Raw genomic sequence first — 16242 nt, 5'->3', positions numbered from 1 at the left:
ATGGTTAAGGAAGAACAGCAGTGGACCATTGAGGCTAAATCATCCTTGTTTGACCTAAAACTGCATGAGGTTTGGGCCTATCGGGATTTGTTGGTATTATTGGTCAGGAGGGATTTTGTCTCTTTCTACAAACAAACCATTTTGGGGCCACTCTGGTTTTTTATTCAACCCCTGTTTACCACCATCATTTTTACCTTTATTTTTGGCAACCTTGCAGGTATCTCTACCGATAGCCTACCGAAGCCCTTATTTTATATGGCCGGAATTACGGCCTGGAATTACTTTGCTGATTGTTTAACCAAAACATCATCTGTTTTTAGGGATAACGCTGGTATTTTCGGCAAGGTATATTTCCCCAGGTTAATTATGCCATTAAGTATTGTGGTAAGCAATCTGGTGCGCTTTGGCGTACAGATGCTGTTATTTCTCATATTAATGGCCTATTATTATTTCTCAGGCGCAAACTTCAACATCAGCTGGGCAATTTGCCTGTTCCCGGTAATTGTAATATTAATGGCTTTATTGGGTTTGGGTGCAGGGATGATTATCTCGGCTATGACCACGAAATATAGGGATTTGGCTTTTCTCATCGGTTTTGGTGTGCAGCTATTGATGTATGCGACTACTGTAATCTATCCCTTATCTGAGGCTATTAACAAATATCCGGCTTATGCCTGGATTATCGAGTATAATCCGATGACGCCAATAATTGAAACTTTTAGATATGGATTTTTAGGACAAGGAAGCTTTAGCTGGTTTAGTTTAGGTTATGCTACAATTGTTACGATTTTTTTATTGTTGATTGGCACAGTAGTTTTCAATAAAGTAGAACGGAATTTTGTTGACACCGTATAAATGGGAAATGGAAGATGTAATATGGATAATGGAAAGCATAACTTTAAGCATATTTTAAATGTCTAACATTGCAATAAAAGTAGAAAATCTCAGTAAGGCTTATCAATTGGGCCAAATAGGTACAGGAACGATCAGCCGCGATTTAGAACGTTGGTATGCGAGAATTCGTGGTAAGGAAGATCCTTTTTTACGTATAGGGGAAAGCAATAATCAAAATACCAAAAGTGAAAGCGATGTAGTATGGAGTTTAAAGGATATCAATTTCGAAATTGAGCAGGGTGATGCAGTCGGTATTATTGGAAAAAATGGAGCAGGAAAAAGCACTCTACTTAAAATATTAAGCAAGGTTACAGCCCCTACCACCGGAAAAATATCTGGCAAGGGCAGAATTGCAAGCTTATTGGAAGTAGGTACTGGCTTCCACCCAGAGCTCAGCGGTAGAGAAAATATTTTTTTAAATGGGGCTATTTTGGGCATGCGCAAAAAGGAAATCCAACGCAAATTGGATGAAATTGTGGATTTTGCAGGAATTGAACGATACCTGGATACACCAGTAAAAAGGTATAGTTCTGGGATGTATGTAAGACTCGCTTTTGCAGTTGCAGCTCACCTGGAAAGCGAGATACTAATTGTAGATGAAGTGCTTGCCGTTGGGGATGCAGAATTTCAGAAAAAGTGCCTTAGTAAAATGGGCGAAGTGAGCAAAGGCGAAGGAAGAACAGTACTTTTTGTGAGCCACAATATGGCATCCATTAAAAACCTGTGTACAAAAGGAATCGTGCTAGAAAATGGACTAATTTCTTTAAAGGATGAAGTAGATCGCTGTATTGTTCGTTACTTAAATAACAATAAAGAAAATTATTATAATCACAACCTAAGCTTAGAAGAAATTAATGATGTCAGACTAATTTCTATAGGAGTTTTTGATCACCAAAACATAAACCTTACTTACATAGATACTGATACCGAATTTTATGTGAAAATCGCCTACGAACTAAAAAAAGAAAACACAGTTGGTTTTACTTTAGGCTTCTGGAATCAACATGCTGAAATAGTATTTATTTCCATTAGTAATCCTACCCCATTTGATGTTCAGAAACCAGGATTTTATGAGTCAGTTTGTAAAATTGAAAGGAGTTTTTTAAACAACATAAACTACTCCATATCTTTAAATATATACGGCAGGAACTTTGAAAATCCACAATTGTTAAATGATGTTTTGACAATTAAGGTTGAAGATGGCATTAACATAAGAAAAAACTATATAGGAGGATATGAAGGAATGATTAGGCCCAATTTTGAATGGCAAATAAATAAGCGAAATGAAATTATTTAGTAAAAAAAAGAAACAGGAAGATCCAGGCGAATTCTGGAGTCAAAAAGTTGAATTAACAAAAATAATGAGCAAGTACGACTATTTTAAAGCTACATGCTCGGCTAAAAATATATTACATTTTGGTTGTACCGATTGGCCAATTTTCGATCCAGCTACAAACCTACACATCTGGCTAGCAGGAATTTGCAAAGAATTAAGCGGCTTTGATATTGATGTTCAGGGATTAGCAGAACTACAGAAGCATGTAAACCAGCCATATTTTTCAGATTTTGCTGAATTGAGTGATAAAAAATTTGATGTATGCCTGGTACCCGAAACAATCGAACATGTTGAAAATATAGGGACGTTTCTTTCAAGCCTGGGAAAAGTTAATGCTGAAAAATTCATTATCACAGGACCTAATTGTTTTGCTCCCGAGCATATGTCTAGAAATATAGCAAGTAACAATCTATTTGTAGAAATTGTTCATCCCGATCACAACTGTTGGTTTAGCCCTTTTACGCTCAAAAATGTGATTACCAAATATGCTAACCTTAAAGTTGATCATGTATATCTATTAGAAGATGAGACGATGGTTTGCTGCGAATGCACTAAAGTTTAAAACTTGAAAAACATTGCCATACTTTACATATGTACAGGAAAATACGTCTCATTTTGGAAGAATTTTTATTCTTCTTGTGAGGAAAATTTCCTTAACGATTACCGTAAAGAATATTTTGTTTTTACAGATGCCATAAACATTGAGCAGGAAGATAATGCGAAGGTCCATAAAATTCATCAAAAGCAATTGGGTTGGCCATACGATACTTTATTGCGGTTCGAAATGTTTAAAAAAATAGCCGGGGAGCTTAGGGACTTCGATTACATTTTTTTCTTCAATTCGAATATGATCTTTCGTAAAAAAATTGATGGCTCATTTCTGCCAGAGAAAGAAAGCTTATTAGCCGTTATTCACCCAAGTTTCTATCAAAAAGACCGCATTAATTTCACTTATGAAACAAACCCTAAATCAACCGCTTACATTGCAGAAAATGAAGGATCTGATTATTTCATGGGCGGACTCAATGGTGGAAAATCAGCAGATTACCTTGCCTTAATTTTAGAACTTGCCGATAGAATTCAAATTGATTTAAAGAATAAAATTATTGCGGTTTGGCATGATGAATCTCATTTAAACAATTACTTAATTGGTAAGTCTGTTAAAATCTTAGATTCATCATATGGTTATCCCGAAGGCTGGGATTTACCATATGAAAAAAAGATAATTATTCTTGACAAGAACAATTATGGTGGCCACAATCATTTAAGAAAAATAAAAACAAGCTGGTTGAAACAAATAAAAAACAAATTAAAACAAATCTTAAATCATTTATAATTTGATCGCTGTTGTTGCGCAAGGACGATTAGGAAATCAACTTTTCCAATATGCTTTTGCTTATGCCAGTGCAAAAAAGCTCTCCTGTAATTTTTATATCGATAAACGGTATGAGAAATATGTGCTATCTGAATACTTTCAGTTATCAAATGATTTTTTTTCTAAACTAGATAGATACGTTTTTTCGATCGGGGGCTTTAGAAAATTCTTTAGCTCATTTTTACGGCTTGGGATTTATGCTTTAATTGAAAGAAAAACCATCAGAAATGAGGCTTTCTTTTCAGATACAGAAGCACCAAGTAAGCAGCTAATTAAAATAAATAACCATACAAAATATCACGGTTTTTTTCAATCTGAAGATTACTTTTTGCAATACAGAGCAGAAATAACAAAAGAGTTTAAAATTAAAAAAAGGCATCAAATATCCTTTAACCAAATTTTTAATACCATTCCGAAAGACAAAAAGATTGTGGTAGTACAGATAAGAAGAACAGATTATATAGAATTAAATATTTGTTTATCTGCTACATATTACCACAGCGCCATAAAAGAAACTTATAATGAGAACAATTTCTATATTGTAATTTCTGATGATAAAAAATTCATTAATGAAGAGTTTGGCTATTTAACCAATAAGTATATATCAAATCATGATGAAATTATCGACTTTCAGTTCCTTATGAATGCCGATATCTGCATTATATCTAATAGTACATTTGGCTGGTGGGGTGCATATTTAAACAAAAAAAAACCAAAAATATATGCTCCAAAATATTGGCTGGGTTTCGTAGAAAAAGAAGAATTTCCGAATGGAATTATTCCCAACGAATTTACTGAAATTGAAGCATGACACCACAAGTTTCTATAATCATTCCTACGTTAAATAGAGCAGTATCACTAAAGAAAACTATTGAGAGTGTTTTTGCCAATAAATTTCAAAATTATGAATTGATCATTGTAGATAATGGCTCAACAGATAGTACCAGGTCAGTTTGCGAAGTTTTCAGTGCTAAACCTAATTTGGTTTATTTATATGATGAAACACCTGGCTTACTTACCGGAAGGCATGTGGGCTTTTCAAAATCCAGAGCACCTGTTATTTGCTTTTTAGATGATGATGTAGAAATTAACAATAATTATATTGAGAATCTTATTCATACGTTCAATGATGAGCGCATTCAATTGGCAACAGGCCCATGCCTTCCCAGATACGAAGCTGAACCTCCCGGATGGTTAAACTATATGTGGGATGAAACTAATGAAGGGCGATTTTGCGCTTGGTTAAGTCTGCTGGATTTTGGCAATCAGAAACATACCATTCATCCAAATTTTGTGTGGGGACTGAACTTCTGCATCAGGAGAGAAGTACTTATTGAACTAGGTGGGTTTCATCCAGATTCGATGCCTAAGCGATTGCAAAAATTTCAGGGCGATGGCGAAACAGGATTAACATTAAAGGCTGCACTGAAAGGATGTACTGCGATTTATGTCCCAGGTTTATCACTTTATCATCATGTTAATCAAGAAAGATGCACTAAAAATTACTTCAATAAAAGGGCATTTTTTCAAGGAGTTTGCAATTCATTTACAGAAATAAGAACTAAAATATTGTTCAAACCAATAAAGGATTCATCAAAAATTTCGATTTCAAGAAAGATTAGAAATGCTTTGCATCCCTATTATAAATGGATAAGAAAATCCAGTAAAACAGAAGTGAAAAAATTGCCGGATGAAATAAATTCAATACTGTCAGATTTAAAAGCTGCCGAGTTAGCAGGCTACAACTACCATCAGGAAGCCTTTAAAAACGATCCTTTAGTTAAAGAATGGGTTTTAAGAAAAAACTATTGGACATTTAAACTACCAAAATGATTGAAGAGGTAAAGTATTTAGATCAAACATTGGCCATCATTATTAGAGCTGCATACAAAAAAGAAGGCATTGCTTTTTTTACACCTGGAGATTTCTCACAACAATTAGGTTATATGAACCGGCAGAAAGGATACGTGATAGAGCCACATGTACATAACCTGGTCGAAAGAAAAGTAACACTAACACAAGAAGTATTGTATATTAAATCGGGGAAAGTTAGGGTAGATTTTTATGATGAGGATAAACAATACCTGGAAAGCAGGATTGTTGAAACAGGAGATGTGATTCTTTTAGCCGCAGGTGGACATGGATTTGAGATGTTAGAAGATGCTGAAATGATCGAAATAAAACAAGGCCCCTATTGTGGAGATGAAGATAAAGTAAGATTTGACCATAAGCCTGTGCCCATTAAATTGATTGATAAAAATGACAATTCAGAATTTTAAACTTTACAGTCAATATTATGATCTGCTCTATCAGGACAAAGATTATTTTGCCGAAACAGCATATATCGTTAATCTTATAAAAAAATATCGGCCAGAAAGCAGTAAAATTATCGAATTAGGTTCCGGGACAGGAAAACACGCTAGCCTTCTGGCGAAAAAAGGATATACGATTTTAGGCATTGAGCGCAGTGAACAAATGATTGAGATCGCAAATAAAACTAAAACAGAAAATGTTGATTTTCAAATTGGCGATATTGTTAAGTTCAAAACCAATCAATCTTTTGATATTGCATTATCAATTTTTCATGTAATCAGTTATTTGACTAATAACAAGGATTTAATAAAAACTTTTTTAAATGTTCATCAATCATTAAATCTTAATGGGTTATTTATTTTTGATGTCTGGCACAGTCCTGCAGTAAATTTTCAAGTTCCGGAAAAAAGAACAAAGAGACTTGAAAATGCAGAAATAAGGATTACCAGAAAAGCCAATCCGACTATCCTGTACGAAGAAAATGTTGTAGAAGTTAACTATGATATTAAAGTTGAAGACTTAAAAACCAATAAAGAAATCAACATTAAAGAAATACATCCAATGCGACATTTCAGTAAGCAAGAAATAGAGCTTTTAGCTTACGCAACAGGCTTCCAGATACTGCATTCAGAAGAATTTTTAACATCTGCACCCGCTTCAAATCATACCTGGGGTGTTTGCTATATTTTAAGAAAATTATAAACTCATGAATCCAATACCGGTTAACACACCTTTACTTAATGGCAATGAGTTAAAATATATAACAGAATGTATTGAAACGGGCTGGATAAGTAGTGAAGGACCATTTATTCAAAAATTCGAAGAAAAATTCAGCCAATACATAGGTCAAGAATATGGCATTGCAGTTTCTAGCGGCTCAGCAGCACTCGATATTTCAATCAAAGCCTTAAATATTGGAAAGGGAGACGAGGTAATAATGCCAACTTTTACCATAATCTCCCCTGCTCAATCAGTAATTAATGCAGGTGCTACGCCAGTTTTAGTTGATAGCGATCCACTAACCTGGAATATGGATGTTAACCAGATCGAGGCCAAAATCACATCAAAAACAAAGGCCATTTTAGTGGTTCATATTTATGGTTTACCTGTAGATATGAACCCTGTTTTAACATTGGCTAAAAAGCATCATCTTAAAATTATCGAAGACGCGGCAGAAATGCACGGACAAACCTATAATGGTAAAATGTGTGGTAGTTTTGGCGACATCAGTATCTTTAGTTTTTATCCCAATAAACACATCACAACTGGTGAAGGTGGCATGATTTTAACTAACGACATGGCATTGGCAGAACGCTGTAAAAAATTACGTAATCTTTGTTTTGAACCTAATGGACCACGGTTTGTACATTATGAATTGGGTTGGAATTATAGAATGACCAACTTACAAGCCGCCCTGGGCTTAGCACAATTAGAACAGCTAGAATCTTTCCTTAAATTAAAAAGGAAAATTGGCAATAACTACCTAAAAAATCTGGTAAAACTTAAAACTAAAGGTTTTTTGCTTTCTCTTGAAAAAACAGCTTATGCTACAAATATTTATTGGGTATTTGCAATTGTATGTCCATCAGAAGAAATAAAAGAAAAAATTACATCTTATTTAAGTACAAAAAAAATTGGCACCCGCCCTTTCTTTTGGTGCATGCATGAGCAACCGGTATTTAAAGAAATGCAGCTTTTTACTGGAGAAAATTATCCAAATGCAGAAAAATTAGCCAGAAATGGTTTTTACCTTCCCAGCGGACTGGGTTTAACAGATTTTGAACAAGATTTAGTGATAAATGCAGTTTTAGATTATGAGTTGTTATAGAGTTGCCATATGGATTAATGAAGCTTTTGTACCAGAATCGGGAGGAGGGTATTCATTTTTATCTCAGCTTGTAGAACGAATTGATAATGAAGATTTTGGCCCTGAAATAGAAATTTATTTTGTTGGGTTTAATTTAAGCGTCGAGTTTAAAAAGAAAACAATAAGTTTCCCTTTTAAGAAAAGTTTTTTATACCAGAAAAAAGTAAATTTCTATCATAAGTTTTTTGGCTCATCAATTCCCCGAAAAGATATCGAACAAAACTATATTAATACAAAAAATCTACTCAGAGAACATAAAATAGATATTATATTCTATCCTACCCCCGAAGTTTTTATTGAAAACTATCCATACATAATTGTAAACTGGGATTTGGGTCATCGAACTACTTATGCCTTTCCGGAAATAGCGATGGATGGTCAATGGGAAAGCAGGGAAAGCCATATTTTAAAAAACCTACACAAAGCTTTATTAGTCTGTGCAGAGTCCGAATCGGGGAAAAATGAGATTATAAAGCAGTATCAGTTACCGGAAGAAAAAATTGTAATTTTACCCCTCTTTCCAAGCAAAATTGTTAATCCAATAGTAGAGGTGCAAAAACCTTTATGGATGAATAATCATAAAAAATTCTTTATCTATCCTGCGCAGTTTTGGGCACACAAAAATCATTACAATTTAATTTTAGGCTTTAAAGATTTCGTTAAAGAAAACAAAGATTATATTCTAGTATTACCAGGAAGTGACCAGGGTAATCGACAATATATCAATTCTTTAATTAAAGAATTGGGCTTAGCTCAGCAAATCATATTACCAGGTTTTATTTCTGATCAAGAACTAAAATGGTTATATATTAACTCAATTGGCTTAGTATTTCCATCATTATTAGGACCTACCAACATGCCTATTTTAGAGGCAATAGCTCTAAAATGCAATGTAGCCTGTTCAAATTTAAAGGGGCATATTGCAATGGCTGGAGATTTAGCGATATATTTTGATCCATTAGAGCCATTAGCAATTAAACAAGCTTTGGATAGTTTAAAAGATAAAGCAATTGATCCAATTATTTCTAAAACAAATCATCAGATCACTGCCTACTCAATAGAGAATGCAATTGAATCATTTAAAAATATTATGATTAAAAGTATAAGTATAAGACGAACATGGGGCGCTTAATTAATATTTCAAAATGGCTTAGCGATAAGTTATTATTTACTGGTCCTAACATTATAAATCTTCAAATCCAATTCCATGATTTTGTACCTGATGCGGGAAATAAGATGTATGAACTACGGACTTTATTATCAAAAACACATCACCCAACTTACCTTTGCGATTTCATTTGGGAGAATTGGTTAATTAAACATGAAATTTAATTTATGATTAATGTTGTTTTAAATGGACGTTTAGGTAATCAGTTATTTCAATTTGCCTTTGCTTACCATATCTCAAAACAAAAAAAAACCAATTATTGCTTAAATCAAAAAGTTGAACGGTGCTCCCTGATAGAGTTTTTTGATATCAGCACGGGCCCCTTTCATCTACTAGATACTTATCTTTTCTCCATAAAAGGATTTAAAAACATCTTTAATCATCATTTTCGAAGATCATTCTATAAATTCATTGATGGCTTTTTCAAAACAAACAGCCAATTTATACCATTTGACGAACCTTACCTCAATGCGATTAAAACGATAAATAATCACAGATCATTTGAGGGTTATTTTCAATCAGAATTATATTTCGAACCACACAAAAGAGAAATTAAAAACTTGTTAAAAATCAAAAAAAAATACCTTAATGATTTTAAAGATAATTTTAGCAAAATCTATAAGCCGGGTTATAAAACGGTTGTGGTTCATATCAGAAGAACTGATTATCAGCATTTAGAAATATTAGACCTGGGTAATGCCGATTTAAGACTTCCTGCAACATATTATCATCAGCTGATCAATAAACTAGAGAAATCAGCCAACAACTACCAGTTTATTTTTATTGGCGATGACATTTCATTTATTGAAAATGAATTTGGCTACGTGCAAAACAAATATATTTCTACAGAAAATGAAATAATTGATTTTCAGCTCCTGATGAATGCAGATATTTGCATTACCAGCAATAGCACGTTTAGCTGGTGGGGTGCCTATTTAAATGCCAAACCGGATAAGATTATTTATTGTCCAAAATATTTTCTTGGTTTTCATATCAAGCAAACAATTCCACCAGATATTTACCCTTCTAACTGGCAAATAGAATATATTAATTCAGAGAATAAATGAAGGATCGTTCTGTTTTAATTTTAGGAACCAATAGCAAAAAATATTTAAATTTTGCTATAAATTGTGCCAGGTCAATCAGGTTATATAATCCAGATTTAAAAATATTTGTCGGTACTAATATTATTCCAGAGAAAAATACCGATGCCATAGATTTCATAAAAATTGAAAACGATATTGCCAAGCTATTTATTGAAACCAAGCTTTATTTAGATGTTTTCTTAAAAACAGAAGAAACACTTTACATTGACTCTGACATGCTTTGCTTTGGTGATCTTAGCCCAGTTTTTGACCTCTGCAGTTCTATGGATGTAACTGTCTTGGGCACTCCTGTTAAACTTGAAGACTATTGGGGCGAAGAAGGTGCTGTATTTGCTAGAAAACAATTTAATATAGATCAGTCTATTTTATTTAATGGCGGGCTGTACTATCTTAAAAAACTGAATTAACAAAGAAAATATATAGTGAAGCTAGAAAACTTTCTGAAAAATACGATGAATATGGTTTCGTTAGGATACAGAATGGCTGGAAAAATGAGGAAGAACTGGTTTCAGTTTCAATGACGGCTCATAAACAACGACCGATTGATGATGGTGGTTTAATTGTTGCAGGATTTTCAAAAGCCAATGAAATAAATAATTTAAACGTACTAACAGGTAAAATTAAAAAAACTATTCCCACCAGTGGAAAAACTGAAGACTTTAAAATAAAATCGCCCCTTTTATTTCATTTTGGCGGAGAAAACATGAATTCTCCATTATATATCGCGCAAAAAACATTATTAACACTCAACAGAACTGGAATTCCAACTCTTATGGCAACTGCATTTGTAAACCTTACAATAAGCTGGCCCCACCAATTTTATCTTTTCATTAAGTTAACAACAAAAAAGATTGTTCGAAGATCATGATGCAAAATAGCGCAGGTGTTTCTATAATAGTTTGTTGTTATAATAGTGCTAAAAGGTTACCCAAAACTTTGTTTCATTTAGCTAAACAAAATATCACAAAAGGAATTGAAGTAATTATTGTTGACAACAATTCATCGGATGATACGGCAGAAGTTGCCAAAAGTTTATGGGAAGAACTCAATAATCCCTTTCCTTTAAGAATAGCTTTTGAAGCTCAACCAGGTTTAACAAAGGCCAGAGAAAAAGGAATTGAAGTTGCACTATACGATTATTTGATTTTTTGCGATGATGATAACTGGTTAGACGAAAATTATGCCATAAATACCATGCAGCTTTTTGACGCCGATGAAGAAATTATGATTTTAGGAGGCCAAGGAAATCCTGTTTTCGAATCTGATAAGCCATTTTGGTTTGAGAATTTTTACCAAAGTTATGCTGTTGGTAAACAGGAAGTAAAATCAGGGTTTGTAAGTTTGGTATATGGTGCAGGATTAGGAATTCGGAAAACCATTTTGAAAAATCCGAAGTTTTATGCTATACCATTTTTTTTAAATGATAGAGTTGGTACAAGATTATCTTCAGGAGGAGACTCCGAAACTTGTCTCCGCGTAAAATTATTGGGTGGAAAAATTTTTTACTCAGAAAAACTAACCTTCTATCATTTTTTAACAACGAACCGGCTAACCTGGAAATACTTACAAAATCTTCATATTGGTTTTAGTTATTCTTTTGTACCACTCCACGTTTATGATTTAGTTTTAAATGGAAGTAAATTACCTGAATTTTACTGGCTAAAAAAAAGCTTCTTATATTTCGCGCGCACCATAAAGTATAGCTTTTTACACTTCCACAATATTATCAAAAATAAGGAAGGTGATGTTAAAACCATCCATATTAAAAGCTGGATGATCTTGGGATTTGAATTTTTAAGATATAATAAACAAATCAAAAAAATGTATAAAGATATAAGCACACTAAAGTTCGATGATTAAACTGTCATATCTTATTTCAACCAGAAACAGACTTCCCTACCTGAAAATAAATCTGGAAAGGCTTATCGCTAAGGTTTTACCGGATGAGGAAATAGTTGTTGTTGATGCAAATAGTACAGACGGTTCAACATTATACTTACAAGAACTTTTAAAGGAAGGAAAAATTCATCAATTTATATCAGAACCAGATAAAAATCAGGCCCATGGCTGGAATAAGGCTATGCTCATGGCCAGGGGGATTCTGTTTAAAAAAATCATTGACGATGATGTTTTTGATTATAATGAAATAAGGAAATGTGCTGATTATATGTTTGAAAATCCTGATGTTGATGTTGTGATATCCAGCGATTTATCGTCAGGGATATTAAATTATAATAATATTGATGTCAATTCATCCAGACTTAAGCACTACAAAGACTGGAGAGCCGGAAAAATAAATTGCTTTTCTTTTTCTGATGTACACATGCTGGTGAGAAAAAGCATTTTGCCCTACATAGGTTTATATAACACATCTTTTGTGATGATTGACTGGGAATATAGCTTAAGAATGAGCTTTTTGAATGTAAATATCAGCTATTATACTGGTTACAACGCGCTAAATGTCGGCTCACCAAATAATGTTTCTTCTACAGTTTCTAAAAAAACACTCCAGAATGAAGCCAAAATTGGTCAAGCCTTATACGGTTATCCCGGAGATAACAAGAGCATTAGTTTTTGGAGCAAAATAAAAATTGCCATCGGTAAAATAATTTATGCTAAGCCGGCAAATACAAATACTTACCACGAAATTAATCTGACTGAAATTTACAATCACTTTTACGAGCGTATAAATAAAATCAACTCAGAAAGCGACGGTCAATTCATTACTAAATAATGGAGATACTGAACATTAAAGATAAAGACCAAAGCTATTATCAGCACGAAAGACGTGAAATGATGGCATTTGTACCATTAGATGCCAAACATATTTTAGAAATTGGTTGCGGAAATGGTGCTTTTGGTAAATTGATAAAAGAAAGACAAAATTGCATTTATTGGGGAATTGAGCCAGAAAAAAAATTTGCTACAATTGCACAAAAAAATATAGACAAGTTCTTTAACAATACATTAGATAAGTGTGATGGTTTGCCTAATAATTATTTTGATTGCATCATCTTCAATGATGTATTAGAACATTTGACAGATCCTTTTTTAACACTTGAAAACTGTAAAAGTCTTTTAGTCAAAAACGGGTACATTGTAAGTTCGATTCCCAATATGAGGCATATTCCCTACCTATACAGATTAGTGTACAAAGGAGAATTTGAATATGAAGACGCTGGTATAATGGACAATACACATCTCAGGTTTTTTACCAGTAAAAGTATTATTAATCTTTTTAGCAAACTTGGTTTCAAGATCATAAAACATGAGGGAATCAACCGGTTTGTACCCAAAAAATTTTCAATTCCTTTTAAGATTTTAAGTTTTTTAAGAATTACAAAGTTTGAGGATACTTCTTTTCAACAGTTCGCTACCCAGGCTCAATTAAATGATTAATATTGATATCATAATTCTTAGTAATGGAAAAAGCAAGAGGTTAATCGATCTCACCAGGCAAACCGTACAGAGTTTATTGGAATCGGAAGACAACTCAATGATTAAGTTTGAGATTTTGGTTATTGAATCATGCACATCCATTAAACCATATCAGTACCCTAATGCCAAAACAATTTATCCGGAAACTAAATTTGGTTTTCATAAATACTTAAATATAGGGCTGGACGAAACCAGTAAAGATTTAGTGTGCTTTTGCAACAATGATTTAATATTTCATAAAGGCTGGGCGTCAGCAATTGTTAAATCAATGCAGGATGATAACGGATTAGACAGTGTTGGCATGTTCTGTCCAAATTTTCATGCAGATAAATTAGACCAAATTCCTGATGAAATCAATTACGGATATAAAAATGGCGTATTATTTACAGGTTGGTGTTTCCTTGTAAAAAGATCAGTTTTTAATAAGGTTGGAAAGTTTGATGAAAAATTTAATTTTTGGTTTGCAGATGATGATTTTAGACTCTCTTTAGAAAAACATGCTATTAAACATGGGTTAATTAAAAATGCCAAAGTCACACATATCAGAAGTGAAACTTTGAGTTCAGAAAAAAGCCGCAGTCAGTTTAAACTTCAGGAAAGTGCAAAGGCCTACTACAATTATAAATGGCGCCATCATAATAAACTCATATTTATAGCGGCTAAAGTTAAATACTACCTTAGATTAATACTTAAAGCGCATTAAAATTGGCTAAAATAATTAAAATAAAATGCACAAACGGAATTAATTTAGCTGATGCAGTTGACGATATTTTTTTTGAATTAATGGACCAATTTCATTTCGTTGAATCTAATCAACCCGATTTTATTTTATTTGGACCATACGGAAATGATATACCTAAACCAGGTAAATACATCAGAATTGGCTATTTCTGTGAAAACATCTTACCCGATTTTTCTATCTGTGATTATGCATTTGGTATTCCATCAGAGGATGAAATTAGAAATAAACGATATTATCGGATTCAATGGCATGGCTTAAATCCAAATAAATTAATAAAACATTTAACCGAAAATGATATAGATCAAATCATTAGTCAAAAAACCAGTTTCTGCAACTTTCTCTATTCAAACAAAGTGAGTTATCGTGAAGCATTTTTTAAACAATTATCGAAATACAAAAAAGTAGATGCACCGGGTAAATCGATGAACAATATGCCATCAATAGATAATCAGTTTACCGGAGGCATTTGGGACATTAAAAGGCAATTTTTATCTCCTTATAAATTTACCATTGCCTTTGAAAATTATGTTTATCCCGGTTATCAAACCGAAAAATTATATGATGCTATGCTTTGCAATAGTTTGCCAATATATTGTGGGGACCCTAATATTAACAAAATCTTTAATACTGATAGTTTCGTTAATGTTTCCGATTATCTAGAAAAAAAAACTGGCATTATGGTTAAAACACTGGAACGTTTATCCCAGCAAAGTTTTACCGATTACCGGCCTGCTACACATAATGGATTCATGCAGAAAGCGATAAGAAAAATAAAAATCCAGGGAAGAAATTTAAAAATGAAACTACAATTCAATAACCTGGATTTTTCAGAAGTAATTGACAGCGTTATCGAGATAGATAAAAATCAAGATTTGTATGCCACATATTTAAGGCAACCCTGGTTTAAAAACAATACTGTTGATATGGGAACCACTAATAAAGAACATTGGATGACCATATTTAATCGCAAATAATATTGATCACCAATCAACCACTTGTTTCTATCATTATCCCTATGTATAATTCAGAATTATATATAGCAGAGACCATTAATTGTGCCCTTAATCAAACCTGGAAAAAGATCGAAATAATCATAGTTGATGATGGTTCGACAGATGATTCCTTACAAATTGCTAAGAAATTTGAGTGCGAGCATGTAATTATTCTTCAACAATCAAATAAAGGAGCATCTGCAGCCAGAAATCTTGGCTTAAAAAATGCAAAAGGCCATTATATCCAGTTTTTAGATGCTGATGATTTACTTTCTTTAAATAAAATAGAATCACAGGTAAAATTACTAAATAACAATACCGAAAAGTTAGCTATAGGCCCCACGGTGTATTTCCAACATGGAACAAGCCCCTACGCAAATCAACTAAATCATGAATGGTACCAAGAAGGCTCATCCAATATGCCTGATTTTTTAATAAAATTGTATGGCGGTGATTTAATAGGTCCAAATTATGGAGGAATGATTACTATACATGCCTGGTTAACACCTCGTGAGGTTATAAATAAAGCTGGTTTTTGGAATGAAGACCTAAGCTATAATGATGATGGAGAGTATTTTTGCAGAGTTGTTTTAAATGCAGTAGAAATTAAATATGCGCCTCAAGCTATTGCTTACTACAGAAAGCAAAAAAACAGCTTAAGTAGTAAAAAAAACATTCGAGCTTTAACTAGTTTTTTCAATAGCATAACTTTAAAGAAAAACCACCTTTTAAGCAAAATCGATAGCGTTGGAGCAAAAAAAGCAATTAGCAGGTACTTTGGTGAAGTTGCACTTGCAGCCTACCCTAGATCAATAAAAATTGCAAACCAGGCAATGAGAGAAGCAGATAATTTAGCTTCGATCCCTAAAAATTATTACCAGCATACCCCTTTTTATAAAATAGTTTCAAAACTATTTGGTTGGAAAACCGCTGCCTGGATTAGCTACCTTAAAAATTTTAATAAATAACAATTTAATAATTTTCACCTTTCATCTGTTGGGTTTAACAGTA

At 33.1% G+C, this 16242-nt stretch carries 20 protein-coding genes; all 20 read left to right on the top strand.

What is annotated here, in order from left to right; genetic code table 11:
* The 20 genes from CA265_01800 to CA265_01705 all read left to right on the top strand — a co-directional run bounded on the left by CA265_01800 (nucleotide 1) and on the right by CA265_01705 (nucleotide 16199).
* A complete protein-coding gene (locus CA265_01800; protein ID ARS38483.1) occupies nucleotides 1–855 on the top strand; it encodes an ABC transporter permease in 855 nt (284 codons plus the stop codon).
* A 58-nt stretch (nucleotides 856–913) separates the two neighbouring features.
* Nucleotides 914–2191 (top strand): hypothetical protein, encoded by a 1278-nt coding sequence (locus CA265_01795; protein ID ARS38482.1) that lies wholly within the window; start codon nucleotides 914–916, stop codon nucleotides 2189–2191.
* The gene (locus tag CA265_01790) at nucleotides 2178–2792 is read left to right on the top strand and encodes a hypothetical protein (protein ID ARS38481.1); all 615 of its coding nucleotides are present in this window, start codon (nucleotides 2178–2180) and stop codon (nucleotides 2790–2792) included. The genes CA265_01795 and CA265_01790 overlap by 14 nt, the downstream gene beginning before the upstream one ends.
* 3 nt (nucleotides 2793–2795) lie before the next feature.
* Complete coding sequence (locus tag CA265_01785) at nucleotides 2796–3566, top strand: hypothetical protein (GenBank protein ID ARS38480.1); 771 nt, start codon at nucleotides 2796–2798, stop codon at nucleotides 3564–3566.
* Nucleotides 3556–4416 (top strand): hypothetical protein, encoded by an 861-nt coding sequence (locus tag CA265_01780; protein ID ARS38479.1) that lies wholly within the window; start codon nucleotides 3556–3558, stop codon nucleotides 4414–4416. The genes CA265_01785 and CA265_01780 overlap by 11 nt, the downstream gene beginning before the upstream one ends.
* Nucleotides 4413–5438, top strand: a complete 1026-nt coding sequence (locus CA265_01775; protein ID ARS38478.1) for a hypothetical protein — start codon at nucleotides 4413–4415, stop codon at nucleotides 5436–5438. Before CA265_01780 ends, CA265_01775 begins: the two co-directional genes overlap by 4 nt.
* Nucleotides 5435–5884, top strand: coding sequence for a hypothetical protein (locus CA265_01770; GenBank protein ID ARS38477.1), 450 nt, complete (start codon nucleotides 5435–5437; stop codon nucleotides 5882–5884). Before CA265_01775 ends, CA265_01770 begins: the two co-directional genes overlap by 4 nt.
* Nucleotides 5865–6620, top strand: a complete 756-nt coding sequence (locus tag CA265_01765; GenBank protein ARS38476.1) for a hypothetical protein — start codon at nucleotides 5865–5867, stop codon at nucleotides 6618–6620. The genes CA265_01770 and CA265_01765 overlap by 20 nt, the downstream gene beginning before the upstream one ends.
* 4 nt (nucleotides 6621–6624) lie before the next feature.
* Nucleotides 6625–7746: an aminotransferase DegT gene (locus CA265_01760; protein ID ARS38475.1), complete on the top strand. Its 1122-nt coding sequence runs from the start codon at nucleotides 6625–6627 to the stop codon at nucleotides 7744–7746.
* Nucleotides 7733–8917 carry a hypothetical protein gene (locus CA265_01755; GenBank protein ID ARS38474.1) on the top strand — a complete coding sequence of 395 codons (1185 nt, stop codon included), beginning with the start codon at nucleotides 7733–7735 and terminating at the stop codon, nucleotides 8915–8917. Before CA265_01760 ends, CA265_01755 begins: the two co-directional genes overlap by 14 nt.
* Entirely contained in the window at nucleotides 8905–9117 is a 213-nt protein-coding gene (locus CA265_01750; GenBank protein ID ARS38473.1) for a hypothetical protein, read from the top strand. The genes CA265_01755 and CA265_01750 overlap by 13 nt, the downstream gene beginning before the upstream one ends.
* A 3-nt stretch (nucleotides 9118–9120) precedes the next feature.
* Complete coding sequence (locus CA265_01745; GenBank protein ID ARS38472.1) at nucleotides 9121–10020, top strand: hypothetical protein; 900 nt, start codon at nucleotides 9121–9123, stop codon at nucleotides 10018–10020.
* Nucleotides 10017–10466 (top strand): hypothetical protein, encoded by a 450-nt coding sequence (locus CA265_01740; protein ID ARS38471.1) that lies wholly within the window; start codon nucleotides 10017–10019, stop codon nucleotides 10464–10466. The genes CA265_01745 and CA265_01740 overlap by 4 nt, the downstream gene beginning before the upstream one ends.
* 110 nt (nucleotides 10467–10576) lie before the next feature.
* Nucleotides 10577–10927: a hypothetical protein gene (locus tag CA265_01735; protein ARS38470.1), complete on the top strand. Its 351-nt coding sequence runs from the start codon at nucleotides 10577–10579 to the stop codon at nucleotides 10925–10927.
* The gene (locus tag CA265_01730; GenBank protein ID ARS38469.1) at nucleotides 10924–11919 is read left to right on the top strand and encodes a hypothetical protein; all 996 of its coding nucleotides are present in this window, start codon (nucleotides 10924–10926) and stop codon (nucleotides 11917–11919) included. The genes CA265_01735 and CA265_01730 overlap by 4 nt, the downstream gene beginning before the upstream one ends.
* Nucleotides 11912–12793 (top strand): hypothetical protein, encoded by an 882-nt coding sequence (locus CA265_01725; GenBank protein ARS38468.1) that lies wholly within the window; start codon nucleotides 11912–11914, stop codon nucleotides 12791–12793. The genes CA265_01730 and CA265_01725 overlap by 8 nt, the downstream gene beginning before the upstream one ends.
* A complete protein-coding gene (locus tag CA265_01720) occupies nucleotides 12793–13458 on the top strand; it encodes a hypothetical protein (protein ARS38467.1) in 666 nt (221 codons plus the stop codon). The genes CA265_01725 and CA265_01720 overlap by 1 nt, the downstream gene beginning before the upstream one ends.
* Nucleotides 13451–14200, top strand: coding sequence for a hypothetical protein (locus CA265_01715; GenBank protein ARS38466.1), 750 nt, complete (start codon nucleotides 13451–13453; stop codon nucleotides 14198–14200). The genes CA265_01720 and CA265_01715 overlap by 8 nt, the downstream gene beginning before the upstream one ends.
* Before the next feature lie 2 nt (nucleotides 14201–14202).
* Nucleotides 14203–15213, top strand: a complete 1011-nt coding sequence (locus CA265_01710; GenBank protein ARS38465.1) for a hypothetical protein — start codon at nucleotides 14203–14205, stop codon at nucleotides 15211–15213.
* A 2-nt stretch (nucleotides 15214–15215) separates the two neighbouring features.
* Entirely contained in the window at nucleotides 15216–16199 is a 984-nt protein-coding gene (locus CA265_01705) for a hypothetical protein (GenBank protein ARS38464.1), read from the top strand.
* Nucleotides 16200–16242 lie beyond the last annotated feature (43 nt).

The sequence above is a fragment of the Sphingobacteriaceae bacterium GW460-11-11-14-LB5 genome (assembly GCA_002151545.1).
Classification (GTDB): domain Bacteria; phylum Bacteroidota; class Bacteroidia; order Sphingobacteriales; family Sphingobacteriaceae; genus Pedobacter.
This window is presented reverse-complemented; position numbering and strand designations above follow the sequence as displayed.